This window comes from Dinoroseobacter sp. PD6, assembly GCF_028807315.1.
GTDB classification, from domain to species: Bacteria; Pseudomonadota; Alphaproteobacteria; order Rhodobacterales; family Rhodobacteraceae; genus Dinoroseobacter; species Dinoroseobacter shibae.
In genome coordinates, this window is the sequence record NZ_JARAMN010000002.1 from 266,925 (window position 1) to 290,877 (window position 23,953).

The window sequence follows — 23,953 nt, forward strand, 5'->3', positions numbered from 1 at the left end:
CGGGTCCGCTTTCTGGGGTAGATGCACGGCCTCAGCCCGCCGCAATCTGCCTTGCCAGGGCGCAGAATTCCTCCAGGCTCAGGGTCTCGGCCCGCCGCGTCGGGTCGATGCCCACGGCGGCCAGATGATCCTCGATCCCCGGTGTCAGCCCCTTGAGGCTGGCGCGCAGCATCTTGCGCCGCTGGTTGAATGCGGTCGCCACCACCCGGCTCAGCACCGCCGCATCGGCGGGATAGCGCGGTTCGGTGCGCGCGCGCAGATGAACGACAGCGGAATGTACTTTTGGTGCGGGAATGAACGCTTGCGGCGGCAGGGTCAGCGCGATCTCTGCCTCGGCCCGCCACTGCGCCAGGATCGCCAGCCGCCCGTAGGCCTTGGAGCCGGGTTTCGCCACGATCCGCTCCGCCACCTCCCGCTGGAACATCAGCGTCAGCGTGCGCCAGAAGGGTGGCCAATCCGGCGGCGTCAACCAGCGCACCAGCAATTCCGTGCCCACGTTATACGGCAGGTTCGCCGCGATATGGATCGGCGGGCTCAGGTAGGCCGTGGCATCCACCTCCAGCGCGTCGCCCTCGATCACCTCCAGCCGCCCGGGGTAGGCCGCCGCGATCTGCTGCAGCGCCGGCAGGCAGCGCGCGTCCTTCTCGATGGCCAGCACCTTGCGCGCGCCTTCGGCCAACAGCCCCCGTGTCAGCCCGCCGGGCCCCGGCCCGACCTCCAGCACATCCGCGCCGCTCAGATCCCCCGGCACCCGGGCGATCCGCGCCGTCAGGTTCAGATCCAGCAGGAAGTTCTGGCCCAGGGATTTCTTCGCCGACAGCTTATGGGCCGCGATCACCTCGCGCAGGGGCGGCAACCCGTCGATCTGCGCCATCTCAGCCGCCCCGCCGCCGGGCCATGTCCTCGGCCATGCGCAGCGCCGCGATCAGGCTGGTGGGGTCGGCACGGTCCTGTCCCGCAATGTCCAGCGCCGTGCCATGATCGGGCGATGTGCGGATGAACGGCAGCCCCAGCGTGACATTAACCCCGCCCGCGAAATCCACCGTCTTGATCGGGATCAGCGCCTGGTCGTGATACATCGCAACCGCCGCGTCATAACCCGCCCGCGCCCCCGCATGAAACATCGTATCCGCCGAGAGCGGCCCGCGCAGCTCGAACCCCTCGCCGCGCAGCTTGTCCAGCAGGGGCGCGATCCAGATCAGCTCCTCGTCGCCCATCGCCCCGCCTTCGCCCGCATGGGGGTTCAGCCCGGCAATGGCCAGCCGCGGCGCGGGGATGCCGAAATCCCGCTGCAACCCGGCGCGGGTGACGCGGATCACCTCCTCCAGCAGGGCAGGTGTCAATGCGGCGGCCACGTCGCGCAGGGCGATATGGATCGTCGCGGGCACCACCCGCAGCTCGGGACAGGCCAGCATCATCACTACCGGCACATCGCCGCCGAGATGGGCGAGGTATTCCGTATGCCCCGGAAACCCGAAGCCCGCCCCGTCCTGCAACGCCTTCTTGTGAATGGGCGCGGTACACAGCGCCGCCGCCGCCCCGGACCGGGCCAGATCGACCCCCCGCGCAATCGCGTCGATCACCCCCTGGGCATGGTCGGGATTGGGCTTGCCCGGGGTGAGTGCGCCGCGAAACGGCTGGGCCAGAACCGGCACGCCGCGCGCCGCCGCCGCGGGCGCCTCCGCGGGGTCGGAGATCACCACGCAAGGCGTCTCCGGCGCATGGGCGGCCAGATGCGCCGGGTCGCCGATCACGAAGAACGGCAGGCTTTGCCCGAGCGCGGCCCAGGCCTTGGCCGCGATCTCCGGGCCCACGCCCGCAGGCTCGCCGCAGCTCAGCGCAATCGGGGCGCCGGTCATTGGATCGTGGCTTCGGCGAGCAGTTCCTGCAGGTAGTTCGCCGCGTAGGACCCGAGCCGCTGGTTCAGCAGCTGTCGCCGCAGGGTGCCCTCGTCGTCCTCTTCCAGCGCCGTGGTCCGGGTGCAGAGCATGATATGCTCGCGGCCCCCGGCGCGGGCGATCTCGGTGCTCTCCTGGTTGTCGAGACCGGCGAGCGCCGTGGCGATGTCGCTCGGGATATCCGCCGCGGCCAATACCTCGCGCCGCAAGCTGCCCTCGGGCAGGTCCCGCGCCAGCCCATAGAGGTCGTCGCAGACGTCGATCTCCGCCGCCAGACGCGCGCGCAGCCGGGCGGCCGCCTCCGGGTCCGCGGGCAGGGGCAGGCGCGCAAGGTCCACCGAGACCGTGCTGGGCGCGCGGGCGGCGCTTTCCTGGAAGCCGCGCACCTGAAACAGCGCGATCGCCTGGTCGCCCAGGGGCACCGGGTCCGACACGTCGCCCGGCCCCAGGGTCAGCAATCGCTGCGCCAGCCCCGGCGGCAGCTCCGAGACCGCGATCCAGTCGCGCAAGCCGCCATTGGCGCGCGACGACGCCGCCGAGAACCGCTGCGCCGCCTCGGAGAACTGCGCCGTGGTCTGGACCCGCTCGCGGATGTTCGCAGCGAGCGTTTCGGCCTCCACCCGCAGGTCGGGCGGGGTCGGGATGATGATCTCGGCCACCCGGATGCGCGCCCCGGAGGCCGCCCCCTGCAGCGCCAGCGCGCGCTCGACCTCGGCATCCGACACGCGCGCGCGCGGACCGAACCGCTGGCGGATCAGCTCCCGCCACACCAGGTCGGCCCGCACGAAATCGCGAAACGTCTCGGGGGCAACACCCTCGTCGGCCAGCGCGGCGATGAACTGTTCGGTGGTCAGGTTGGCGCGGCTGGCGAACTCCTCCAGCCCCAGCTCCAGCTCGTCGATCCCGATCTCCAGACCGGCCGCGCGCGCCGCCTGCAGCTTGAGCTTGTCCTCGATCAGCCCCTCGCGGGCCAGCCGCGCCGGATCGCCCGGCAGCCGCAGGGCGGTGACGAACTTCTCCCGCTGCTCCAGCTCGTAGCCGCTGATCCCTTCGTTGTTGACCGTGATCACCGGACCGAAGGTCTGCGCCTGGCTGGTCGCCGGCTGACCGATCAGCATCGCAAGGGCGAGCAGGGCGGTGGATATGACGCGCATGAGGTTCCCCTGAATGTTATCCGCGGCAGCGCGATGTCCGCGCGGCATCGTCGCCACGGCCGAAGCCGAGCAACGAGACCGTGATGCCAAAATCCGTGGTCGAGCGCAAATCAAGCGAGGTGTCGAAATCCCGCGATACCGAGAGCTCCACCAACACGCATTCATTGCGGTACTCAAGGCTCAGATCCGCCTCCCGGGCCTGGGAAGCGTCGAAATCATAGCTGAATTCGAGCCCGCCGGCCCAAGTGTCGTTGAACCGGCGCCGCCCGGTCACGCTGAACTCGTTGGTATCGGCGGGCCGCGATTCGGCTTCCGACGCCCGCAGCCAGGTGTAGGACAGCGCCAGCGCGCTCAGCGGATCTTCCCAGCCCATCCGCAGCACGTTCTTGTTGATCGACAGATCCGAGCTGAACTGCGCCCGGTTCAGCAGCGCCAGGCCCGTGGGCGAGGACAGCTGCACCGTGGTCAGCCAGTCCGACGCCCGTTCGGTCGCCGACGCGCCCGGGGCCAGCGCGGTGTTGTCATCCTCGCGCAGCACCCGGCCCACGGTCACGGCGGTGGTCCAGCCGCTGGCGTCGAACCGGGTCCAGCCGACGCCGAAATTGGCGCGCCAGCCGCCTTCGACCTGGTCGCGCCCGGCGAACCGGTTCAGGTCGAACAGGCTGGCCTCGTCGAACTCGGCCACGGTGCTGTCCTCGTTGGGCACATCCACGTCCGACACCCGCGACCAGACCAGCTGGGCCACCGGCTCGATCACCGTGCGGGTGGCGCCATTGCTCTTCTCGAAGGGCCAGCGCAGCTCGGCGGCCAGTGTCGGTGTCACCCGGGTCTGCTGGTCGGGAAAGCTGGTATCCTGCGAAACATGGAACTGGTCGATCGCCAGCTCGCCCGTGGCCGTCATCACCATGCCCCAGTCGTTGGCCCAGCTGCGCTGCCAGGTGCCCAGCAGGCTCAGCCGCCGCGTGTCGCGCCCGATCTCGTTGGCATCCGAAGGCCGTTCCAAGCCCAGCCAGGACAGGGAGGTCTCGGCATATCCCCCGATCAGCGGCGTGTCGAAGCGGCGCGTGATCTCGCCATCCAGCACGAAGCGCGGGATGGTGTCGTTATCCTCGTCCTCCCGGAAGGTGGTGAAATAGGATGCGGTCGCCCGGTCCAGCGCATCCCGGCGGGTGCGCGAAATCTCGATCTCGCTGTCGATCCGGTCCTCGTCATCGAAGCCGTAATCGCGGTAATACTGGTCGTCCGACACGGTCTCGAGATCGAACGACAGCACGAAATCCCGGCCCAGGTCGAAGGCGCCGAACAGGGTGGCGAACCCGCGATCGCCCTCTTCCAGATCGTCGCGGGTATAGGCCCCCTCGAAGGTCAGGTTTCCGCGCGAAAACGCCTGCCTGTACCGCAGGCCGAGCGTGCGCGAATCCTTCGTGGTGATCTGCGGGCTGAGCGTCAGGTCGCGGTCCGGCCCCAGCGCAATGAAATAAGGGATCTCGACGCCGACCCCCAGCGCACTGGTGGTGCGGAAATTCGGAAACAGGAACCCCGTTGCGCGCTCCAGGGTCGGGTCGGGTACGCGCATCTGCGGCAGGTAAAGCACGGGGATGCCCACCACCTCGAACACCGCGCGCTCGAAATAGATCTGCCGCTCCAGCGCGTCATGGACGATGCGCCGGGCGCGGATCTGCCACAGGGGCACGGACCGGTCCGCGCAGACCTCGCAGCTTGACGCGACGGTGTTGTAAAGCTGGGTGTAGCGCCCGTTGACCCGCTGGATCTCCACCGCCGCGATCTGCACCTGCCGGTCCAGCACAAGTCGCGCGCTTTGCAGGATGCCCTCTTGCAGGTCGGTACCCAGCTCCGCCTGGGACGCGATCAGCACGAAGCCCGGCCCGGAGCTGAGCTGGATCGGCCCCGTGATCTCCAGCGTGTCGGCCAGCCGGTCATAGGTCAGCCGCTCGGCCCTCAGGCTTCGCCCATCATAGAAGATCTCGACCGCCCCCTCGGCGATCAGCGTCCCATCGGGGTTCGCGACGATCCGGTCGGCCACCAGCGTGGCCGGAGCAGGCGGCGCCTGCGCCTCCTGCGCCCGGACGGGGCCGGTCCAGCAGGCCAGGGCGAGCCAGACCGCCAGCGCCGCGGCGAGCCTGCGGGTCAGGGCGACGCGGTTCATCCGTCCTCCTGGTGCAGCAGCAAGGCCAGAGACAGGAACACCCCCGCGAGCGGCGGAAACCACGCGGCAGCCAGAACCGGGATTTTTCCAGCCTCGCCAAGGACCTGCGCGAAGCTCTTCAGAAAATACATCGAGAACCCCAGCAGCACCGCGAAAAGCACCATCAACCCCGTGCGCCCGAACCGCGTGTGCCGCATGGTGAACGCCGCCCCGATCAGCACCATCGCGACCAGAAAGACCGGCGAGGCCAGCTCCGTATGCAGCCAGACCCGATGACTGAGCGCTGCGAACCCCGCCGCCTCAAGCTGGTCGATGAAGGCGGGCAGCTCCCAGATCGGAATGGCCGAGGGGTCTCCGAAACTGTCGCGGATCTGGTCGAGGGTCAGGTCCGAGGGCACCTGCATCCATGCCGTTGTCCGGGCGCCTGCCTCGGGGTTCAGCCGCCCGGTCAGGTCCCAGACCTTGACGCCGGTCAGATCCCAGGCGCCGGGCACCAGCTCCGCCCGGCTAGCCGCCACCCGCTCGATCGGAAGGGCGCTCGCATCGAACCGCAGGAAGGTGACGTCATAAAGGATCGTGCCCCCCAGGCTCGCCCCCGCTGCGTGGATCACGATCTGTCCCTCTGGGGCGGCCTGGCGCAGCCACAGCCCCTCGCTGCTGAGCGCCAGGACGCTGGTTGCGCGGCCCCGCACCTCGTCACGGGTTTCCTCGGCAATCCGCGAGGTGGCGGCGACGATGGGGTTGAGCACGCTGATGCCGATCCCGCCGATCAGCCCGGCCACGATCACCGGCGCGATCAGGCTGCGGATGGCCGAGCGCCCCGCCGCGCGGGTCACGATCAGCTCGGAGGTGCGCGCCATCTTCAGAAACAGGGTGATCGTGGCCAGCACCATGATCAGCGGGATGACCTCGTAGATCGTGGCCGGCAGTTGCAGCAGCGCCAGCGCCGCGGCCTCCTGCAACCCGAAATCGTCGCTCGACAGGCTGCGCAGGGATTCGACCGTGTCGGTCATCCAGATCAGCCCGGCGAAGATCCCCAGCATCGACAGGAAGCTCATCACGAAGCGGCGCGCGAAATACCATTGCAGGGTCATGGCGCGGGCTCCGCCCCGGGATCGGGCACCGGCTTGAGCCGGCGTCGGATCGGATGGTCCGAGATATAGAGCAGCACCAGCACCAGCCCAGCCGCCAAGGCCACGGGCGCATAAAGCACGGGCCAGGCCGCGGCGTCGGATTGCGCGATCTCCTCGGACATGTTCACCGACAGCTGGATCACGATCAGCGCAAGGATCGCGCCCGCCACCTGCTGCCAGAAGCCGAAGCGGCTGAACCCACCGACCAGCAGCGCGCTGAAGCCCAGAAGGGCGGTGCAGATCGCCAGGGCCGGGTTGGCGAGCCGCCGGTGCGCTTCGCTGAGAAACGCCCCACGGCTCTTGCCCACGCTTTCCAGGTCCGCCGGATCCGCCCGCAGGAGCCGCGCGGTGTCCCAGCCCCGCAGGTCGCGCAGCACCCGGTCCTCGGGCACCTCGACCTCGCCCAGACCAAGGGCGAAATCCTCGAATTGCAGGGTGCTGAGCGTGCCATCGGCGCGCAGGAACTGTGCCAGCCCCGAGATCATCACCAACTGCGGGCCCGTGTCGCTACGCACCAGCAGGGCCTGGTTGGCGGTGTAGATCACCTCTTCGGCCGGGTCGCGCTGGTCCGAGAGAAGCACCTTGCTTAGCACGCCTTCGCCGGTGATCTCGGCCACGAAAACCGTCACCCCGTCGATGGGCGACTGGAACTTGCCCGGCTCCAGCAGCCGCGCCGACACCTCGTCGGCCAGCCGTTCCTCGAGATCGGCGATGGCCACCCGGGACATCGGCACCAGCAGATGCGCCAGAAGCAGCATCAGCGCCGCCGCCATCACCCCCATGTAGAAGGCCGGGCGCACGATCCGGAAGGCGCTGATCCCCGCCGCCTGCAGCGCCACCGTCTCGCTGTCCGAGCCCATCCGGTTGCCGGTGCTCACGGCCGAGGCGAAGGCCGCCAGCGGCAGCATCAGGTAGATCAGGTAGGGCAGCGACAACAAGGAAAGCTGCGCAAACAGCGCCAGCCCCTGGCCGTCCCCCGACAGCCGCTCGAACAGCCGGATCGACCGGTTGATCCAGTAGATCAGCACGATGATCAGGGTGAAGAACCCGAAGGTGACCATCAGGCGGCCAAGGATATAGCGGTCGTATCGGGCGAGCATGATGCGGCTGGGCGCCGGGGCCTCCTGGAGCGATTGGCGCGAGCCTAGAGCATTCATCGGCGCGGGAAAAGCGGCCACCGGCGTCGCAGCCCGTCGCCGCTGGTCATCGCCGGGTCGCCGGTCTAGGTTTGCCGGGAACTCAGACTGAAAGGGTCCACATGACCGAGCTTGCCGCTGTTTCCTTCGTCGATCCCGACCTCGATGCGCTTGCCGCCGAGACCGCGAAAATCGCGGTTCTGGTGCCCGAGGAAGGCACCCTCAACCCCGGCGCGCGCCGCCTGAACCGCCTGACCAAGGGCGCGGTGGCGCGGGCGGTGGAAAGTGCCGCCTTCGAGAAGCTCAAGAGCGGCGAGAGCCTGTCGCTCGGCTATCCCGCGGGGATGGCCTCGGATGAGGTGATCCTGGTGAAACTCGCGCGCAACGCCAAGCCGCTGGAGGCGCGCAAGGCCGGCGCGGGGCTGGGCAAGACGCTGGGCAAGGAGGGGCTGCTGATCTGGGCCGCGGGCCTGGGGCAGGTGGCCGAGCTGGCCTTTGGCGCGGCCCTGCGGGCCTACCGCTTCGATGCGCGCAAGTCGAAATCCGAAGACGCGCTCGGCCCGATCACCGTGTGCGCGACGAAACGCGACGAGGCAGAGGCGGCGTTCGCCGACCGGCGCGCCGTGGCCGAGGGGGTGTTTTTCACCCGTGATCTGGTCAACGAGCCTGCGAATGTGCTGACCACCACCGAATTCGCCGACCGGCTGACGGCCATGGCCGATCTCGGCCTGGAGGTGTCGGTTCTGGAAGAGGCCGACATGGAAAAACTGGGCATGGGCGCGCTTCTGGGCGTAGGCCAGGGCTCGGAAAGCCCGTCGAAGATCGTGGTGATGAAATGGATGGGCGGCGGCGACGGCGCGCCCTTCGCGCTGGTGGGCAAGGGGGTCGTGTTCGACACCGGCGGTATCTCGATCAAGCCTTCGGCGGGTATGGAAGACATGACCATGGACATGGGCGGCGCGGGTGTCGTGGCGGGCGTGATGCGCACCCTGGCCCTGCGCAAGGCCAAGGCGAACGTGGTGGGCCTGGTGGGGCTGGTGGAGAACATGCCCGACGGCAAGGCCCAGCGGCCCGGCGATGTGGTCACCTCGATGAAGGGCGACACGATCGAGGTGATCAATACCGATGCCGAGGGCCGGCTCGTTCTGGCAGACGTGATGTGGTACGCGCAGGAAGAGTTCAAACCCTGCGCCATGATCGATCTCGCCACCTTGACCGGCGCGATCATCATCGGGCTTGGCCACGAGAACGCGGGCGTGTTTTCCAACAGCGACGATCTGTCGGGCGCGTTCCTGAAGGCCGCTACGGCCGAAGGCGAGGGGGCGTGGCGGATGCCCATGGGCCCGGCCTATGACAAGCTGATCAAATCGCGCGTGGCCGACATCAAGAACGTGGGCGGGCGGGCCGCGGGGTCGATCACCGCGGCGCAGTTCCTGGGCCGTTTCGTGAAGGACGAGACCCCCTGGTGCCATCTCGACATCGCGGGCACGGCCTCGGTCAGTTCGGCGACGGATTACGCGCCCGCGGGGGCCACTGGCTGGGGCGTGCGCGCGCTCGACCGGTTGATCCGGGACGGCTACGAGGGCTGAGACCCGTGGGCGTGGTCTATTTCTACCACATGACGCGGACGCCGCTGGACGCGACCCTGCCGGTGCTGCTGGAGAAATCCCTCGCCGCGGGCTGGCGGGTGCTGGTGCGCGGCACAAGCGGGGCGGAGTTGGAGCGGCTCGACGAGCTGCTCTGGCTGCGGCCCGAGGAGGGGTTTCTGCCCCACGGGATCGCGGGCGGGGACCGGGACGCGGATCAGCCGGTGCTGCTAGGGGTGGATGCGCCGCTGGCGGGGCGCGAGGCGCTGATCTGCGTGGACGGGGCGCAGGTGGACCCGGCGGAGGTGGCCGGGCTGGCGCGCGCGTCGCTGCTGTTCGATGGCGGGGACGCCGCGGCGGTGGAGGCCGCGCGGGGCCAGTGGAGGGCGGTCACGGGCGCCGGGCTGTCGGCGCAGTACTGGAGCCAGGAATCCGGTCGGTGGGAGAAAAAGGCCGAAGCCTGAGCCGCGGATCGGGCGGGGCCAAGAATTTTACGTAAAATTCTTGGCGCCTGGCGGCGGGGGCGGTGCGGGACAGGGGATGTCGCGCGGGCCAAGGATTTTGCAAAATCCTTGCACGCTCCGCCCAAGCGTTAACGCGGGCGCCGAAAACCCGCGAAAACCGCCGACAAATTTTTGCGCGAAACCGTGGCCGATCAAGGGTTTCCAGAGATTTGTTTCGCGTGCGAAACATTCCATTTCTTGAATAGGTTAACGGCTCACGCGCAAGGCCTGAAGCCCGTGGAAGTGGTAGATCGGCGCATAGACCGGCGCCCCGGCCAGCCGCAGCCCCGGGCAGCGCGCGAAGAGCACCCGGAGCGCGATCTCGATCTCCAGCCGCGCCAGCGGCGCGCCGACGCAGAAATGCAGCCCCGCGCCGAAGGCCATATGGGGCGGCTTGGTGGGGCGGGTCGGGTCGAACCGGTGCGGGTCGGGCGCAAAGCCCGGGTCGCGTCCTGCGGCCGCCAGCAGGCATCCCACCGTGTCGCCGGGCGCGAAGCGGTGGCCGAAGACCTCGACCTCCTGCCGGGCGATGCGGGTGAAGAGGTGCAGGGGCGGGTCGAAGCGCAGCACTTCCTCGACCGTGGTGGGGGTGATCTTGCGCAGCCCGGTCTCCAGCAGGGTCTTCACCCCATTGCCCAAGGTATGAACCGTCGCTTCGTGCCCTGCGTTGAGCAGCAGGATCACCGTGGTCACCAACTCGTCGCGGGTGAGCTTGCCGTCCTCGGCCTGCGCCGCGATGAGCGCGCTGAGCAGGTCGTCTGCCGGGCTCGCGCGGCGCGCCGCGATCAGGTCGAGCAGCCAGGCGCGAAAGTCGTGCGCGGCGGTGTTGGCGGCCTCCTCCATCGCGTGGTTGCGCCCGGCCTGGTACATGCCGACCATGGCGTTGGACCAGGCCAGAAGCTGCGGCGCGGTGTCCTCGGGAACGCCGAGCAGCCGGGCGATGATCCGCACGGGCACCTGGGTGCAATAGGCGGGCAGCAGGTCGAAGGGGGTGTCGGGGAAGGCGTCGATCAGCGCGTGGCAGAGCGCCTCGATCCCCGGGGCGAGCGCCGCGATCCGCGCCGAGGTGAAGGCCCGGGTGACCAGACCGCGCAGGCGGGTATGGCGGGGCGGCTCCAGCTCCAGCATGGAATGCGCCTCCACCGCGTAGAAGTCGCGCAGGTGGTCGGGCACCGGGGGCGGGGAGAGCGGCTCGCGCCCGAACCGGCGGTCCTTGAGGATCGCGCCGGTGGCGGCATAGGTCGGGGTGACCGGCATGGCGTAGGCGTCCCACCACACCAGGTCCCCGAGCGCCCGCATCCGGTCATAGACCGGATACGGGTTCTGCACGAAGGCGGCGTCCGTCGGGTCCTGGGTGACCCGGGGCAGGCCGGCGCCCATGTCAGTCCGCGCCGCGAACCGGGATGGCGCCGCCCTTGGGCGCGGCGAGCTTCTGGATCAGGAAGATCGCGACCGCGGTGCCCACGCCGATCAGGTCGGACATGATCCCGCCCTCGATCAGCATCAGCGCGGCGAAGACAAGCCCCACCCGCAGGAACCAGGCGGCGCGACCGCCCATGAACCAGCCCTGCACCCCGGAGCTGAGGAAGAACACGCCCACCACCGCCGTGGCCCCGGCGCGCAGCACCTCGAACCAGGTGCCATCCATCAGGATCGCCGAATTGTAGAAGAACATGAAGGGCACGATGAAGGCCGCGATCCCGATCTTGAACGAGGTGACCGAGGTCTCCATCGGGTTCGCGCCCGATATCCCCGCCGCCGCGTAACTCGCCAGCGCCACGGGGGGCGTGATGGCCGACAGCACCGCGAAGTAGAACACGAAGAAATGCGCCGTCAGCAGCGGGATGCCCAGCTGCACGAGGCCCGGGGCGACCACGCTTGCGGCGACCGCATAGGCTGCCGTGGTGGGCATCCCCATCCCCAGCAGGATCGCGATGCACATGGCAAAGAACAGCGCCAGCAGTTGCGAGGTGTCGGCAATGCCGAGCAGGACCGCCGAGAACCGTGCGCCCACCCCCGTCAGGGAGATCACGCCCACGATGATGCCCGCGCAGGCACAGACCGCGATGATCTGCACCGACATGGTGCCGGCGATCTCGAACGCCTTGGCGATGGACCGCGGCCCCATGCGGAAGGGCGTGAACCAGGACACCACCGCGGCGGCGACGGTGGCCAGAGTGCCCGCGCGGATCACCGAGTAGCCCATGAAGAGCGCGTAGATCAGGATGATGATCGGCAGGAACAGGTAGACCTGGCGCACCATCTTGTTGAACTTCGGCAACTCGTCGCGGGACATGCCGCGCATGCCGAGCTTGGCGGCTTCGAGATCCACCATGAAGTAGACCGACACGAAGTAGAGGATCGCCGGTATGATCGCGGCCAGCGCGATCTCGGTATAGGGAATGCCGGTGATCTCGGCCATGATGAACGCACCTGCGCCCATGATCGGCGGCATGATCTGCCCACCGGTGGAGGCGGCGGCCTCCACCGCGCCGGCGGTTTTCTTGTGATAGCCGACCTTCTTCATCAGCGGGATCGTCAGCGAGCCCGTGGCCACCACGTTGCCCGCCGAGGTGCCGTTGATCATGCCCATGAGGCCGGAGGCGAAGATTGCCACCTTGGCCGGGCCGCCGCGCGACTGCCCGGCGGCGGCGAAGGCGAAGTTGACGAAGTAGTCACCGACCTTCGAGGCCTGCAGGAAGGCCGCGAAGATGATGAAGAGGATGATATAGGTGGAGCTGACGGCGGTGGTCGGCCCCAGGATGCCCGCATCGGTGTAGACCTGGCTGAAGAAGCGCTGCCATGTCACCGCGGGGGCGTTCAGGAAGCCCGGCAGGTACTGGCCGACGAAGACATAGGCCAGGAAGATGCCCGCGATCACGATCAGCGCCATGCCCGCGACCCGGCGGGTCAGCTCCATGATCAGCGCGGTGCCCGCGACGGCGGCGATCGAGATGCCGATAGGCGCGAATGGCGTTCCCGTGGAGTTGCGCATCAACGTGCCGTAGATGGTGATGAGATAGGTGGCCACCGCCACGCCGCAGATCGCCAGCACCAGGTCGGGGGCGGAAAAGCCGCTGCGCGCGCGCTTGTGGAACCAGCTGAGCACGATGCCGCCCGCGGTCGCCACGATCAGGGGCAGCCCGAAGAGCCAGGTTTCATTGAACTTGATGCCCTCGTCGATGCCGTTCCACATCACGCCGGAGGCGATCTCCATCGAGAAGCTGGCCGCCATGCCGAGCGAGAACAGGGCCGGGACCATCAGCCCGTAGGCGACGTAGCCCAGCAGCGGGGTCTCCTTGCCCGGGCCGGGAAAGTCCGTGCGCGCGGCAAAGAGCAGGAAGCCGAGCGCCAGGGCCCCCGCGATATGGACGATGCGGAAATTCCACGTCTCCATCGGGAATGTGGGCAGGAAGGGCACCTCGATCCCGGTCCATTCCGAGATCGACAACCCGTTGAGCGCGGCCATGTGGAAGGCCGCGTAGAGCGCGGCGAAGGTGCTGATCAGGATGAAGTTGCGCCCCTCGAACAGGCGGCGATTGGACTCGGTGGGCTCTTCGTCCACCCCCTCGGCAATCAGGTGATCGTCTGCGGTCTTGGTCTGGTCTGTCATGGCCCTCACTCCGGTGCGGGCGTCGTTGCGCCCCGGCGCGCCCTGGTCCGCGCCATGTGGGAAGGGCCGCTATGGCGCGGCCCTTCGGGGTTCGGCTTACATGCCGTGGATCATGTCGTCGGGAATGTCGGCCCCGGCGTTTTCCTTGAACCACTCTGCGGCACCCGGGTGCCATTTGAGAACCTTGTTCTTGTCCCAGTTCTCAGGGAGGGTCGACCGGGCCGCCTTGTGGATGCCGACCATGCGGGCGTTGTCGGACATCACCACATCCGTGGCCGCCTTCACGAAGGAGGCGGGCAGGTCGCAATTGGCGATGGCGAAGTTCCACATGGAGACCGAGCGCGCGTCCGCCTCCAGGGTCGAGTAGGTGCCCGCGCCGATGCTGAATTCCGAGACGGGGAAGTCGGCCATGATCTTGGCCTGTTCCTCTTCGGTGAACTCGATGATGTTGATGTCGGTCTGCACTTCGAGCTGGCTGACCGCCGGGACCGGCACGCCGGCGGCGAAGGCGATCACGTCCAGAAGGCCGTCCTGCAGCTGCCCGCCGAGGTCGGACCAGCCGCCGTTACGGCGCTCGAAATTCACGCCGAGGGCTTCCATCATCCGCGGGAAGTAGGTGTCGGAGGTGGAGCCCGCCGGGCCGAAGCCGATCTTGGCCCCGTCGGGGATATCCGCGATCGAGGCGATGCCCGAGGAGGACAGGGCCGTCACCGAGAACGGCGTCTGGTACATCGGGAACATCGCGCAGGCGTTGTCCATCTGCAGCCCCGGCGCGATCGGGTTGGTACCGGCGAGCGATTCGGCCGCCGGGCCCATGGTGGTCATGCCGAACTGGGCGTCGCCGGTGTGCACCAGCGCCATGTTCTGCATCGGTCCGCCGGTCACTTCGCCGCCGCCCGACAGGCCCAGCTCTTCGGCGACCAGGTTGGCCCAGCCGGAGCCATAGGCGAAATAGGTGCCGCCCTGGGAGGCGGTGCCGACGGTAAAGCTGTCGGGCCAGCCGTCGCGGTCCTGGGCGGTGGCGGTCGTGACCACGGTCGCGCTCAGGGCCACGGCCATGGCGGTGCCGGTCATCAGGGTGAATTTCATTGTCTTCCTCCAAGTTGTGCCGGGGCGTGATGCACGTACTGGCGCATGGGCCAGTCCCCGGCTCTCCCTCGGAAAGCGGCGTGCTTTCCGCGCACCTTGCGTGCGGTGCTGGGCGCAGTAGCGACGAGTCATGCAAGTTGTGCAAGTGCGCCATGCGGGGCTTGCAACGGGGCGGGCCGAGTTTTTCGCGCGGATGGGTAGAGATGGGGACATCGGCGGGCGCGCGGTGGGTTGCGCGCGACACATTCAACCAGGCGCAGGGGCTTTGGGCGGGGTGCAAGCGGTTTCGAAACCGCTTGGCCCGTTGCGGCACGGGCAGCACGCGTCGCCCCGCAAGGCATCACGGATCGGTTGCTCCCGGCTCCCCAGCCCCCGGCCGTGCGGCGCCGCAGTTGTCCCGGACGCGCCCCGCGCGCCGCTCCGCGCCTCCAAGCGGTTTCGAAACCGCTTGGCCCGGCCCGGGTGGCGCGCGTCAGTCTTCTTCGGCGAAGGCGTCTCGGGACAGCCCGTGCTTCTGCATCTTCTCGTAGAGCGCCTTGCGCGACAGGTTCAGCGCCGCGTAGGTATCCTTGAGCCGCCCGCCATGGGCTGCGAGGCTCGCGGCGATCAGCGCCTTCTCATGGGCCGCCATCCGCTCGGCCAGCCCCATGGACGCGCCTTCGGCGGTGCTGGTCAGCGCAAGATCCAGCCCCAGTACGTAGCGGTCGGCGGCATTGCGCAGCTCGCGCACGTTGCCGGGCCAGTCGCGGGCCGCGAGCGCGGTCAGGATCGCGCCCGAGATCTCCGGCGCGGGCTGCTTGTAGCGCGCCGCGGCCTCGGTCGCGAGCTGCGCGAACAGCAGCGGAATATCCTCCCGCCGCTCCGCCAGCGGTGGCAGCCCCACCGTCACCACGTTCAGCCGGTAGAGCAGGTCGGCCCGAAACCGCTCCGCGGCGGCCTCGGCTTCGAGGTCCTTCTTGCTGGCGGCGACGAAGCGGATGTCGAGATGCACCGGATCGTTCGAGCCTAGCCGCGTCACCGTCCGGTTCTGGATCGCGTGCAGCAGCTTGGCCTGGAGCGGCAGCGGCAAACTGTCGATCTCATCCAGGAACACCGTCCCGCCCCGCGCGGCCTCGAACTTGCCGAACCGCGCGCGCATCGCCCCGGGATAGGCGCCGGCCTCATGCCCGAAAAGCTCGCTCTCGATCAGGTCGGCGGGCAGGGCGGCGCAGTTGATATGCTGAAAAGGCCCCGTACTGCGGGTGCTGGCGCGGTGGAGCGCGCGGGCCGCGACCTCCTTGCCCGTGCCCGTGTCCCCCACGATCAGCACATCCGCATCCGTGCCCGCCACCGCGCGCAGCTGCTGACGTAGGGCGACCATCACCGCGCTGCGCCCGGTGAGCCGGGCCTCCACCGGGTCGCGGCGGCCCATGGCGGCGCGCAGCTGGCGGTTGTCGAGGGTCAGGCGGCGCTTGTCGAGCGCCCGGCGCACGCTGGCGACCAGACGGCTGGGTGCGTAGGGTTTTTCCAGAAAATCATAGGCCCCGTCGCGCATGGACTGCACCGCCAGGTCCACGTCGCCGTGGCCGGTCACGAGGATCACCGGAAACTCCGGGTCGATCTCCAGCGCGCGGGCCATCAGCGTCGTGCCGTCCATGCCGGGCATGCGGATGTCGGTCACCAGGATGCCGGGGAAATCGCGGGCGATCCGGGGCAGGGCGGCCTCGGCCTCGGCAAAACACGCGACGTCGAATTCCGCCAGTTGCAGAGTTTGCGCCGCCGCGTGGCGCAGGGGCTCCTCGTCATCGACAAAGAGAATGGTCTCGGGCGCTGCACTCATTCCGCGGCGGTTCCCGTGGCGCGGGGGGCGGCGGCGGCCGGCAGGACCAGCCGAAAGACCGCACCGCCCCCGGGGGCATTCTCGGCCTCCAGCGTGCCGTCGAAATCGCGCACGATATTGTAGGAGATCGACAGGCCCAGCCCGAGCCCGCCCCCCGGCGCCTTGGTGGTGAAGAACGGATCGAACATGGTTTCGGCGGCTTCGGGCGCGATGCCGGGGCCGATGTCACGGACCTCGAGCATATGGGCCCCGTCGCGCGCGCGGGTCCGCAGGGTGACGCGGGGCGCAGGTGTGTGGGTCATCGCATCCAGCGCGTTGCTGAGCAGGTTGACCACCACCTGTTGCAGCCGCACATGGCCGCCGCGCACCCAGACCGGGGACGCGGGCGGAGTGTAGTCCACCGCCGCGCCGGTCTGCTTCAGCCGGACCTGCATCACCGACAGCGCGTCCTCGATCACCGCATCGAGCCGCACCGCGCCCACCTCTTCCTGCGGGCGGCGGGCGAAGTTGCGCAGGTGCTTGGAGATCGACGCCATCCGGTCGGTCATGGCCGAGATCCGCGTGACGTTCTCGCGCGCCTCGGGCACCCGGTCGCGGTCGAGGAAGGTCATGGCATTCTCGGCATAGGACTTCACCGCCGCCAGCGGCTGGTTGAACTCGTGGCTGAGGGCCGCCGACATCTGCCCCAGGGCGGCGAGCTTGCCGGCCTGCACCAACTCGGCTTGCGTCTTGCGCAGGCGCTGTTCGGTCTGGCGGCGCTCGACCACCTCCTGCTGCAGCTGCCGGTTGGCCAGGTTCAGATCCGCGGTGCGCTGGGTGACGCGGGCCTCCAATTCGGCCTGGGCGGCGCGCTGGGTCTCCATCCGCTCCAGCAGTCGGGCGCGGCGCTGCTGGTAGATCGCGGCGGCCATCACCAACAGCAGGGTCAGCAGCATGGCGATGGCCATCATCTGCAGCGCCTGCTGGCGCGCGGGCGCCGTGGGCAGCAGGATCGTCACGTCCCAGCCCGCGTCGCTGATCCGGGCGGTGCGGGCGACATAGCTTTCGGCCTCGCCCCCGGGCGTGGCGATGGACCACAGCTCCGCGCCCTCCGACAGGGGCGTGATCTCGGTGGGCAGGTGCGTGACCTCTGACAGCGGATACTGCCGCGCGGCTTCGATCCGGGCGCGCGCGGCGTCGGTCAGGGGGGCGAGCGCGCGGAAATGCCAGTCCGGGCGCGAGGACATGAAGACCACGCCCTGCAGGTCGCGCACCAAAACCGTGGCGGGGCCTGCGCGCCAGGTTTCCTCGAACCCGTCCACGGTGAATTTCACCGCCACCACGCCGGTGATGCGCGCGTTGTCTTCGACCGGGGCGGCGTAGAAATAGCCACGCTCACCGGAGGTGGTGCCAAGGGCGAAATACCGGCCCAGCCCACCATCCAGCGCCTGGGTGAAATAGGGCCGGTAACTGAAGCTGCGGCCCACGAAGGACAGTGTTTTGCGGTAGCTGCTGGCCGCGAGCGTCAGCCCGGAAATGTCCATCAGGTACACGTCCGAGGCCCCGATCGCATAGGCGGTCTGGCGCAGATCCTCGTTGATCCGGGCCTGCAGGGCGGTGTTCTCGGGCTGGCGCAGCAGGGCCGCGAGGTCGGGCCGCTCGGCCACCAGCGCGGGCAGGGGGGCGTAGCGGCGCAGGGCGCCGTTCAGCCCCTCCACCGTGAGGCTGAGCGTGGCCGCGGCCCTCTCGGCGGCCTCGGTCAGGAAATACCGCTCGATCCGCGGGAAGGCCGCCAGCGCCACGAGCCCGGAGAGCAGCACCGCCACCGCCAGGGCGGGGATCAGCCGGGGCGAGGCGGCGGGGGGAGGGGCGAGCGCGTCGGACATGGTCGCACTATGGGCCAGTCGGCGGCGATTTCCAATCGCTCCCGTGGCTCACGCCGCGCGGGCGGCGGGCAGGATCGCGTCGTCCAGCAGGGCCATCAGGTCGCCGAAATAGCCGCCCGAACGGGCAGGACGCGTCGGGTCCGAGGTGATCACGAGCGTCAGGGCGCGGTCCGGCACGATGCACAGGATCTGGCCCCCATAGCCGCGCGCCAGCAGAAACTCCGCCCCGTCTGCACGCCCCAAGAACCAGCCATAGCCATAGCCCAGCCCGGAGAACCGCGATTGCGTGCGCGGGATGGCCGAGGCGCTGAGCCAGCCGTTGCTGATCACCTGACCGCCCTCGGCTGCCCCGCCCAGACGCACCATCTCGCCGATGGCCAGCAGGTCGCGGGGGCGCAGGGACATCTCGTTGCCGCCCAGGTAGTAGCCTTGCGGGTCGCGGGTCCAGGCGGGAATGTCGATGCCGAGTGGCGCGCCGATCCGGCGGCGCATCTGGGCCAGCAGCGACAGGCCCGTCGCCTCGGCCAGGGCTGCGCCGAGGATATGGAACGACCCGGTGGAATAGAGCATCCCTTGCCCCGGCGTGGCCACCATCGGGCGGCTCAGGGCATTGGCGACCCAGTTCCGGCTCGACACCCAGCCGCCGTAATTGGCGCCCGAGGTCCGCTCCAGCCCCGTCTGCATGGTCACGAGGTCGGCCATGGTCAGGTCGGGCACCCGCGGGTCGGCGCCTGCGGGGATCAACTGCGGCGCGACCTCGGCCAGGGTGGCGTCCACGCCCGCGATCTCGCCCCGGTCGATGGCCGCACCCAGCAGGAGGGCCACGAGGGATTTCGACACCGACTTGATCGGCACCGCCCGCGACAGGGCCGGGCCGCGCAGCGCCTCGGCCAGAACGACCGTACCGCCCTGGGCCACGGTCAGGCTGTGCAACTGGTCCAGCCCCCGCGCGCGGTCCCGCACGCGGGTCCAGTCGGTGCCATTGGCGCGAGCCGGGCCGGCCAGCAGCGCGGCGGTGGAAAAGGCGAGGGCCGTGCGTCGTGTGATCATGCTGTCATAAATGGGGTGTCCGCGCCCGATGGAAAGCACCGCTCACATCTGCGTCAGAGGCGCCCGCACGGGGGAACCGGGGGCCAGAGATAGGGGTTGTCGCGCCCGGGGCGCGGGTCTATACGCGGGCGCTGGAATTCAGGAGGCCGGACATGGCGATTGGCAGCGCAAACCTCAACGTGATGATCAAGGCCGCCCGGGCGGCGGGGCGCAGCCTCGTGAAGGATTTCCGCGAGGTGGAGAACCTGCAATCGTCGATGAAGGGGGCGGGCGATTTCGTCAGCCGCGCCGATCTGCGGGCCCAGGAAATCCTGGAAAACGAGCTGCGCGAGGCGCGCCCGAACTATGGCTGGTTGGCCGAAGAGGCCAAGGAAGAGGTGATCGGCAAGGACCCGACCCGGCGCTGGATCGTCGATCCGCTCGACGGGACCACGAACTTCCTGCACGGGATGCCCCATTGGGCCGTCTCCATCGGGCTGGAGCACAAGGGCGATGTGGTCGCGGGCGTGGTGTTCGACCCGGCCAAGGACGAGATGTTCTTTGCCGAGAAGGGGCAGGGCGCCTGGATGAACCAGACCCGGATGCGGGTCTCGGGCCGGCGCACGATGATCGAGTCGGTCTTCGCCACGGGCCTGCCCTTCGCCAACAACGCGTACCTGCCCGCAACGCTCAAGGATCTGGGCCAGCTCTTGCCGCAATGCGCGGGCGTGCGGCGCTGGGGGGCGGCGGCGCTCGATCTGGCTTACGTGGCGGCAGGCCGCTACGAAGGGTACTGGGAGCGCGGGCTGAAGCCCTGGGATCTGGCCGCGGGCATCGTGTTGGTGCGCGAGGCGGGCGGGCTGGTGGAGCCGATCCGCGAGGACCAGCTGCTGCTGGAGGACGGGCATATCCTGGCCGCCAGCGAGCCGATGTTCGGCAAGTTCGCCGCGACCATCCGCAAGAGCTGAGCCTACTTGCGCCGCCGCACGCGGGGGACGCGACTGGTGCGCCGCCGCACCTTGGGGATGCGCGAGGCGATGGCGTCGTAGCGCGCCTCCGGGTGGTCCGGATGACCGTCCGTACGCGCCCAGAAGCGCGGGCCCCCCAGTCGCAACCAGACCGGCAGGATCAGGATCAGCCCCGCAACGAACCCGCCCGCATGGGCCCAGTAGGCGACACCGCCCCCGTCCATCGGCGTGGACGCCCCGCTGAACACCTGCAGCGCGAACCAGCCCGACAGAACGAGGCCCGCCGGGATCGGGATCACCCGGAAGATGATCACGATGATGATCAGCACATCCACCCGCGCCTTGGGATAGAGCAACAGGTAACCGCCCAGCACCCCGGCGATGGCCCCCGACGCGCCCACCATGGGCACCGGGCTGAACGGGGCCGCGAGTACCTGCGCCAGCGCCGCGCCGATCCCGCAGAGCAGGTAGAAGCCGAGGAAACGCCCGTGCCCCAGCCGGTCCTCCAGGTTGTCGCCGAAGACCCACAGAAAAAGCATGTTGCCCGCCAGGTGCATGAACCCGCCATGGAGGAACATCGACGTGAACAGGCCCAGCGTCCCGCTTCCCGCGGTCAGCTCCCGCGGGACAAGGCCCCAGGTCTGGAAGAACAGCGAAAGCGCGCGCGGGTCGCCCATCAGCGGCAGGTAGGCGAGAAAGATCAGCACATTCAGGCCGATCAGCATCAGCGTCACATAGGGCGTGCGCTCGGAGGGGTTGTGGTCGCGGATGGGAAACATCGCTCTTACCTCAGTCTCCGGGCGGCCCGGGTCAAGGGGCGGGGGGTTACGGATTTGACGCGGGCCGGTTTCGGGCCATTGTTGGCCCATGAGACATGGACTTCTCGCCCTGGCGCTCGCGATGGGCCTGCCCGCGACGGGCTGGGCCGAGGGCTGCGCACCCGTGCCCGACACCCGCGCGGAGATCGCGGGCCTGCACGCACAGCTCCAGGCGGCGCCCTCGGAGACCGCCGCCCGCCCCCTGATCGGCGCGCTATGGCAGGTCTGGACCCGCGCGCCGGACGCGGCCGCGCAGGCGCTGCTGGACGAGGGGATGCGCAAGCGGCGGGAGTATGACTTCGCAGGGGCGGTGGAGGTGTTCGACGCGCTGATCGCCTATTGCCCGGACTATGCCGAGGGTTGGAACCAGCGTGCCTTTGCCCGGTTCCTGCAAGACCACTACGATGCGGCGTTGCGCGATCTCGACCGGGCGCTCGCGCTCAGCCCGACCCATACCGCGGCCCTGTCGGGCAAGGCGCTGACCCTGATCCGGATGGGGCGGATGGGGCTGGCCCAAGACGTGCTGCGCGCGGCGGTGGCGCTGAACCCGTGGCTGCCAGAGCGCGTCTACCTGCTGCGCCCGCCGGGGCGGGAGCTCTGAGACGATTCGGGCTTGCACGACCCGAACCGCTTGCCTAGCCAGGAGGGGCGTGCGGGCGTGATGGAATGGTAGACATATCGGACTTAAAATCCGAAGGCCCTAGTGCCGTGTGGGTTCGAGTCCCACCGCCCGTACCACGCCCCTGACAGCCGCGCTCAGGTCTTGAAATTGCGGCTGTCCTTGATCTGGTCCCAGGCCCAGACGACCTCTTGCAACTTCTCTTCATCGCTGCGGTCGCCGCCGTTCATATCCGGATGAAGAACCTTGATCAACGCCTTGTAAGACTTGCGAATTTCGGGCTTGGACCAGTGATCTTTCGCCTCCAGGATCTCGATCGCGCGGCGTTCGGTCGGGGGCAGGCGGCGGGTGCCGGTAATCGACTTTCCGGGGTTGCGCGTGGCGTTCTCGCCCAGCACCTGGTGCGGGTCATCCACGCCCAGCCGGGCCCAGGCGCGCTCCTCGGTGGAGCGCTTGAACGGCTTGGTCTCCCGGTCCCAGACGCGGTCCTTGTCCATCCGGCGCGCCATCTCTTCCTCGGACTGGCCGTTGAAGAAATTCCACTTCAGATTGTATTCGCGGACGTGCTTCTGGCAGAACCAGAAATAGTCATCGAGAATATCGGGCGATTTCGGCGCCCGGTATTTCCCGGCCTCCTCGCAGCCTTCATGCTCGCATTGGCGTGTGGAGGTCTCGAACGCACCGGACATGCCCCGGCGGCCGCGTGGATTCTTCTTCTTGGAGGACGATACGGACATATCGAACCCGAAGGGATCACTCTTCGACATAGGACCTCACTTTCCGACTCGGAACGGAGAGTTTAATGCTTTGTTCGGGCAAGCAAAGAGGATTGCGACAAAATGGGCGTGAAAACCGAGATCGAGACCCGTCTGCAGGCGGCCTTCGCGCCGCGGGAGCTGGACGTGGTGGACGACAGCGAGAGCCATCGCGGTCATGCAGGATATCAGGAAGGTGGCGAAAGCCATTGGAATGTAAGGATAGTTTCGGAAAAATTCGAGGGCATGAGCCGGATCGCGCGGCACCGGGCGGTCCATGACGCGCTGGGCAAGGACCTGGTCGGGCGCATCCATGCGCTGGCGCTGAAGATCGAGGCCTGAGCGTCGGGATCAGCCGCGCGACGGCGCGTCGGGCGCAGGGACCTTGGGCGCGGGCGCGTCGGGGTCCGGACGCGGGCCCTTGATCTCGCGCAGGACCGACAGCATTTCGCCCGCGGGCTTTTCCGCGTCCCGGGGGCCGGCCACGGGGGGCGGGCCCGCCGGGATCAGCGCCGCGGCCTCGGCGGCCGTCGCGGCGCCGGGCAGCGGTCGGCGAAACACCAGCAAAGTGTGAAACCGGGTCGTCTTGGAGGTCAGCCCCGCGCGTTCTTCGCAGGGCAGGGTGTCGGTACGGACATATTCCCAACGCTCAGCCGCCAGCGCGTTGATTGCCTGTTCAAGTTGCGCGGCGAAGCGGTCCTCGATGCGTTTCAGCCCCTTTTTCTGGAGCCCCGTGTTGGGAGCAGGCACTATCTTGTATTCGTACATTTCCACTACTTTTCCACCGTTTTCATTGATCGCGCGCCGCGGGTCCTAGAGGGCTTGCCACCCCTGTCATGTCAACGGATCACGCGACTGGCCGTGCCGTCGCACAGCGCGAATCGCGCGGCGGAAACGAGCGCCAATTGCCGTGATCGCCGCCGGGAACGTGGAAATATGAGCAAGAAGGACAGATTTCTGCGCCGATTGTTCGCAATTTCACGACGTGAGCGCAGAAAATCGGGGTCAGTCCCCTCGGTCAATAAGCAAGTTCTTGCTCGGTCGGATTTGTTAACGTAATGTTAAGCACAGCAGGTATGACGCTTGTGAGTAAACCATGAGGGTAAAAACATGAACTTTAAGACTTTGATTGCTGCGGTAGCGCTGGCTGCGATTCCGGCATTTGCCGGCGCGTCCACGGTCCACACCGTAGTTGGTCCCGGCCCGATCGTTGAAGGCGGGCTGGAGAATGGAGATGTTGCCGCCGCAACTCTGACGATTGGTGACACTGTGAACGTCAACCTCGTGGCGTCCGAATTGCACGACTCGATCTCAATCCTGGGGTTCAACCTTAACCCGGTCCCCGTGAACGCGATGGTGTCTCTGAGCTTTGATGCGCTGAGCATCGATGAGTTCGGTCCCACAGTCGCGTCGCTGTCGTTCAACTCTGACGGTTCCGCGCCGGTGTTCACCGGACCCGTGGATACGAACCCGTTCACCTTCATGATCGAGGCGGATGCGTCGCCCCTGTTCGTCGTGTTCGACTGGGACAATGACACCAACTCGGCCGCGTCCTATTCGCTGCGGGTCTCTGCGGTGCCGCTGCCGGCGGGCCTTCTGCTGCTGGGCACTGCCCTGGGCGGCATGGCGGTTGCACGTCGTCGCAAGAAAGTTGCCTGATCGTTTTAGCGATCACGCAGCCAAGACTTCAAGGAGCGGTCCGAAAGGGCCGCTCTTTTTCCGTCTGGAAGGGCGTGGATGTGTGACGTACACAAGGCGACGTTTGCGACCCGAGGCGCGTCACCTTTATAGAGTACAAGTA

At 68.3% G+C, this 23,953-nt stretch carries 21 protein-coding genes and 1 tRNA gene; 7 read left to right on the forward strand and 15 right to left on the reverse strand.

The window, feature by feature from the left end; translation table 11 throughout:
* Positions 1-31: 31 nt before the first annotated feature.
* The 6 genes from rsmA to PVW48_RS04710 are packed head-to-tail and all read right to left on the reverse strand — an operon-like array spanning position 32 to position 7,530.
* The gene (rsmA, locus tag PVW48_RS04685; RefSeq protein ID WP_012177857.1) at positions 32-874 is read right to left on the reverse strand and encodes a 16S rRNA (adenine(1518)-N(6)/adenine(1519)-N(6))-dimethyltransferase RsmA; all 843 of its coding nucleotides are present in this window, start codon (positions 872-874) and stop codon (positions 32-34) included.
* 1 nt (position 875) lies between these two features.
* Positions 876-1,859 (reverse strand): 4-hydroxythreonine-4-phosphate dehydrogenase PdxA, encoded by a 984-nt coding sequence (gene pdxA / locus PVW48_RS04690; RefSeq protein WP_274580490.1) that lies wholly within the window; start codon positions 1,857-1,859, stop codon positions 876-878.
* The gene (locus tag PVW48_RS04695; RefSeq protein ID WP_274580491.1) at positions 1,856-3,052 is read right to left on the reverse strand and encodes a peptidylprolyl isomerase; all 1,197 of its coding nucleotides are present in this window, start codon (positions 3,050-3,052) and stop codon (positions 1,856-1,858) included. The genes pdxA and PVW48_RS04695 overlap by 4 nt, the downstream gene beginning before the upstream one ends.
* 16 nt (positions 3,053-3,068) lie before the next feature.
* A complete protein-coding gene (locus tag PVW48_RS04700) occupies positions 3,069-5,219 on the reverse strand; it encodes an LPS-assembly protein LptD (RefSeq protein WP_274580492.1) in 2,151 nt (716 codons plus the stop codon).
* Positions 5,216-6,313 carry an LPS export ABC transporter permease LptG gene (gene lptG / locus PVW48_RS04705; protein ID WP_274580493.1) on the reverse strand — a complete coding sequence of 366 codons (1,098 nt, stop codon included), beginning with the start codon at positions 6,311-6,313 and terminating at the stop codon, positions 5,216-5,218. Before lptG ends, PVW48_RS04700 begins: the two co-directional genes overlap by 4 nt.
* Positions 6,310-7,530 carry an LptF/LptG family permease gene (locus tag PVW48_RS04710; protein ID WP_274580494.1) on the reverse strand — a complete coding sequence of 407 codons (1,221 nt, stop codon included), beginning with the start codon at positions 7,528-7,530 and terminating at the stop codon, positions 6,310-6,312. Before PVW48_RS04710 ends, lptG begins: the two co-directional genes overlap by 4 nt.
* An 80-nt stretch (positions 7,531-7,610) precedes the next feature.
* Between PVW48_RS04710 and PVW48_RS04715 the strand changes: the two genes are divergently transcribed.
* Complete coding sequence (locus PVW48_RS04715) at positions 7,611-9,077, forward strand: leucyl aminopeptidase (protein WP_274580495.1); 1,467 nt, start codon at positions 7,611-7,613, stop codon at positions 9,075-9,077.
* A 5-nt stretch (positions 9,078-9,082) separates the two neighbouring features.
* Positions 9,083-9,538, forward strand: a complete 456-nt coding sequence (locus PVW48_RS04720; protein ID WP_274580496.1) for a DNA polymerase III subunit chi — start codon at positions 9,083-9,085, stop codon at positions 9,536-9,538.
* Positions 9,539-9,784: 246 nt separating this feature from the next.
* Here PVW48_RS04720 and PVW48_RS04725 read toward each other — a convergent pair whose 3' ends face one another.
* From PVW48_RS04725 to PVW48_RS04750, 6 genes are all read right to left on the reverse strand, one after another.
* On the reverse strand, positions 9,785-10,957 hold the full coding sequence (locus PVW48_RS04725; protein WP_274580497.1) for a cytochrome P450: 1,173 nt from the start codon (positions 10,955-10,957) through the stop codon (positions 9,785-9,787).
* Position 10,958: 1 nt separating this feature from the next.
* Positions 10,959-13,190, reverse strand: a complete 2,232-nt coding sequence (locus PVW48_RS04730; protein ID WP_012177866.1) for a TRAP transporter permease — start codon at positions 13,188-13,190, stop codon at positions 10,959-10,961.
* Between the two features lie 96 nt (positions 13,191-13,286).
* Positions 13,287-14,279 carry a TAXI family TRAP transporter solute-binding subunit gene (locus PVW48_RS04735; RefSeq protein ID WP_012177867.1) on the reverse strand — a complete coding sequence of 331 codons (993 nt, stop codon included), beginning with the start codon at positions 14,277-14,279 and terminating at the stop codon, positions 13,287-13,289.
* A 472-nt stretch (positions 14,280-14,751) separates the two neighbouring features.
* A complete protein-coding gene (locus PVW48_RS04740; protein ID WP_274580498.1) occupies positions 14,752-16,098 on the reverse strand; it encodes a sigma-54-dependent transcriptional regulator in 1,347 nt (448 codons plus the stop codon).
* Positions 16,095-17,963: an ATP-binding protein gene (locus PVW48_RS04745; RefSeq protein WP_274580499.1), complete on the reverse strand. Its 1,869-nt coding sequence runs from the start codon at positions 17,961-17,963 to the stop codon at positions 16,095-16,097. The genes PVW48_RS04740 and PVW48_RS04745 overlap by 4 nt, the downstream gene beginning before the upstream one ends.
* Positions 17,964-18,011: 48 nt before the next feature.
* Positions 18,012-19,013, reverse strand: a complete 1,002-nt coding sequence (locus PVW48_RS04750; protein WP_274580500.1) for a serine hydrolase domain-containing protein — start codon at positions 19,011-19,013, stop codon at positions 18,012-18,014.
* Positions 19,014-19,165: 152 nt separating this feature from the next.
* On the opposite strand from PVW48_RS04750, the gene PVW48_RS04755 reads away from it, so the two are divergent.
* Positions 19,166-19,960, forward strand: a complete 795-nt coding sequence (locus tag PVW48_RS04755) for an inositol monophosphatase family protein (RefSeq protein WP_274580501.1) — start codon at positions 19,166-19,168, stop codon at positions 19,958-19,960.
* A 2-nt stretch (positions 19,961-19,962) separates the two neighbouring features.
* On the opposite strand, the gene PVW48_RS04760 is transcribed toward PVW48_RS04755, so the two are convergent.
* Complete coding sequence (locus PVW48_RS04760; RefSeq protein ID WP_012177872.1) at positions 19,963-20,739, reverse strand: rhomboid family intramembrane serine protease; 777 nt, start codon at positions 20,737-20,739, stop codon at positions 19,963-19,965.
* Between the two features lie 88 nt (positions 20,740-20,827).
* Here PVW48_RS04760 and PVW48_RS04765 point away from each other — a divergent pair, with 88 nt between their 5' ends.
* On the forward strand, positions 20,828-21,379 hold the full coding sequence (locus PVW48_RS04765) for a tetratricopeptide repeat protein (protein ID WP_274580502.1): 552 nt from the start codon (positions 20,828-20,830) through the stop codon (positions 21,377-21,379).
* A 51-nt stretch (positions 21,380-21,430) separates the two neighbouring features.
* A tRNA-Leu gene (locus PVW48_RS04770) sits at positions 21,431-21,516 on the forward strand.
* Positions 21,517-21,534: 18 nt separating this feature from the next.
* On the opposite strand, the gene PVW48_RS04775 is transcribed toward PVW48_RS04770, so the two are convergent.
* Positions 21,535-22,164, reverse strand: coding sequence for a DnaJ domain-containing protein (locus PVW48_RS04775; protein WP_012177874.1), 630 nt, complete (start codon positions 22,162-22,164; stop codon positions 21,535-21,537).
* A gap of 72 nt (positions 22,165-22,236) precedes the next feature.
* Here PVW48_RS04775 and PVW48_RS04780 point away from each other — a divergent pair, with 72 nt between their 5' ends.
* Complete coding sequence (locus tag PVW48_RS04780; RefSeq protein WP_012177875.1) at positions 22,237-22,494, forward strand: BolA family protein; 258 nt, start codon at positions 22,237-22,239, stop codon at positions 22,492-22,494.
* A 9-nt stretch (positions 22,495-22,503) separates the two neighbouring features.
* On the opposite strand, the gene PVW48_RS04785 is transcribed toward PVW48_RS04780, so the two are convergent.
* Entirely contained in the window at positions 22,504-22,926 is a 423-nt protein-coding gene (locus PVW48_RS04785; RefSeq protein WP_443112668.1) for a DUF4177 domain-containing protein, read from the reverse strand.
* A 336-nt stretch (positions 22,927-23,262) separates the two neighbouring features.
* On the opposite strand from PVW48_RS04785, the gene PVW48_RS04790 reads away from it, so the two are divergent.
* The gene (locus tag PVW48_RS04790; protein ID WP_012177877.1) at positions 23,263-23,811 is read left to right on the forward strand and encodes a VPLPA-CTERM sorting domain-containing protein; all 549 of its coding nucleotides are present in this window, start codon (positions 23,263-23,265) and stop codon (positions 23,809-23,811) included.
* Positions 23,812-23,953 lie beyond the last annotated feature (142 nt).

Bases quoted from the DNA above. Each gene is read 5' to 3' on its own strand.
- rsmA (WP_012177857.1), bottom strand. From the start codon at position 874: ATGGCGCAGATCGACGGGTTGCCGCCCCTGCGCGAGGTGATCGCGGCC.
- pdxA (WP_274580490.1), bottom strand. From the start codon at position 1,859: ATGACCGGCGCCCCGATTGCGCTGAGCTGCGGCGAGCCTGCGGGCGTG.
- PVW48_RS04695 (WP_274580491.1), bottom strand. From the start codon at position 3,052: ATGCGCGTCATATCCACCGCCCTGCTCGCCCTTGCGATGCTGATCGGT.
- PVW48_RS04700 (WP_274580492.1), bottom strand. From the start codon at position 5,219: ATGAACCGCGTCGCCCTGACCCGCAGGCTCGCCGCGGCGCTGGCGGTC.
- lptG (WP_274580493.1), bottom strand. From the start codon at position 6,313: ATGACCCTGCAATGGTATTTCGCGCGCCGCTTCGTGATGAGCTTCCTG.
- PVW48_RS04715 (WP_274580495.1), top strand. From the start codon at position 7,611: ATGACCGAGCTTGCCGCTGTTTCCTTCGTCGATCCCGACCTCGATGCG.
- PVW48_RS04725 (WP_274580497.1), bottom strand. From the start codon at position 10,957: ATGGGCGCCGGCCTGCCCCGGGTCACCCAGGACCCGACGGACGCCGCC.
- PVW48_RS04730 (WP_012177866.1), bottom strand. From the start codon at position 13,190: ATGACAGACCAGACCAAGACCGCAGACGATCACCTGATTGCCGAGGGG.
- PVW48_RS04735 (WP_012177867.1), bottom strand. From the start codon at position 14,279: ATGAAATTCACCCTGATGACCGGCACCGCCATGGCCGTGGCCCTGAGC.
- PVW48_RS04740 (WP_274580498.1), bottom strand. From the start codon at position 16,098: ATGAGTGCAGCGCCCGAGACCATTCTCTTTGTCGATGACGAGGAGCCC.
- PVW48_RS04745 (WP_274580499.1), bottom strand. From the start codon at position 17,963: ATGTCCGACGCGCTCGCCCCTCCCCCCGCCGCCTCGCCCCGGCTGATC.
- PVW48_RS04750 (WP_274580500.1), bottom strand. From the start codon at position 19,013: ATGATCACACGACGCACGGCCCTCGCCTTTTCCACCGCCGCGCTGCTG.
- PVW48_RS04755 (WP_274580501.1), top strand. From the start codon at position 19,166: ATGGCGATTGGCAGCGCAAACCTCAACGTGATGATCAAGGCCGCCCGG.
- PVW48_RS04760 (WP_012177872.1), bottom strand. From the start codon at position 20,739: ATGTTTCCCATCCGCGACCACAACCCCTCCGAGCGCACGCCCTATGTG.
- PVW48_RS04765 (WP_274580502.1), top strand. From the start codon at position 20,828: ATGAGACATGGACTTCTCGCCCTGGCGCTCGCGATGGGCCTGCCCGCG.
- PVW48_RS04775 (WP_012177874.1), bottom strand. From the start codon at position 22,164: ATGTCGAAGAGTGATCCCTTCGGGTTCGATATGTCCGTATCGTCCTCC.
- PVW48_RS04780 (WP_012177875.1), top strand. From the start codon at position 22,237: ATGGGCGTGAAAACCGAGATCGAGACCCGTCTGCAGGCGGCCTTCGCG.
- PVW48_RS04790 (WP_012177877.1), top strand. From the start codon at position 23,263: ATGAACTTTAAGACTTTGATTGCTGCGGTAGCGCTGGCTGCGATTCCG.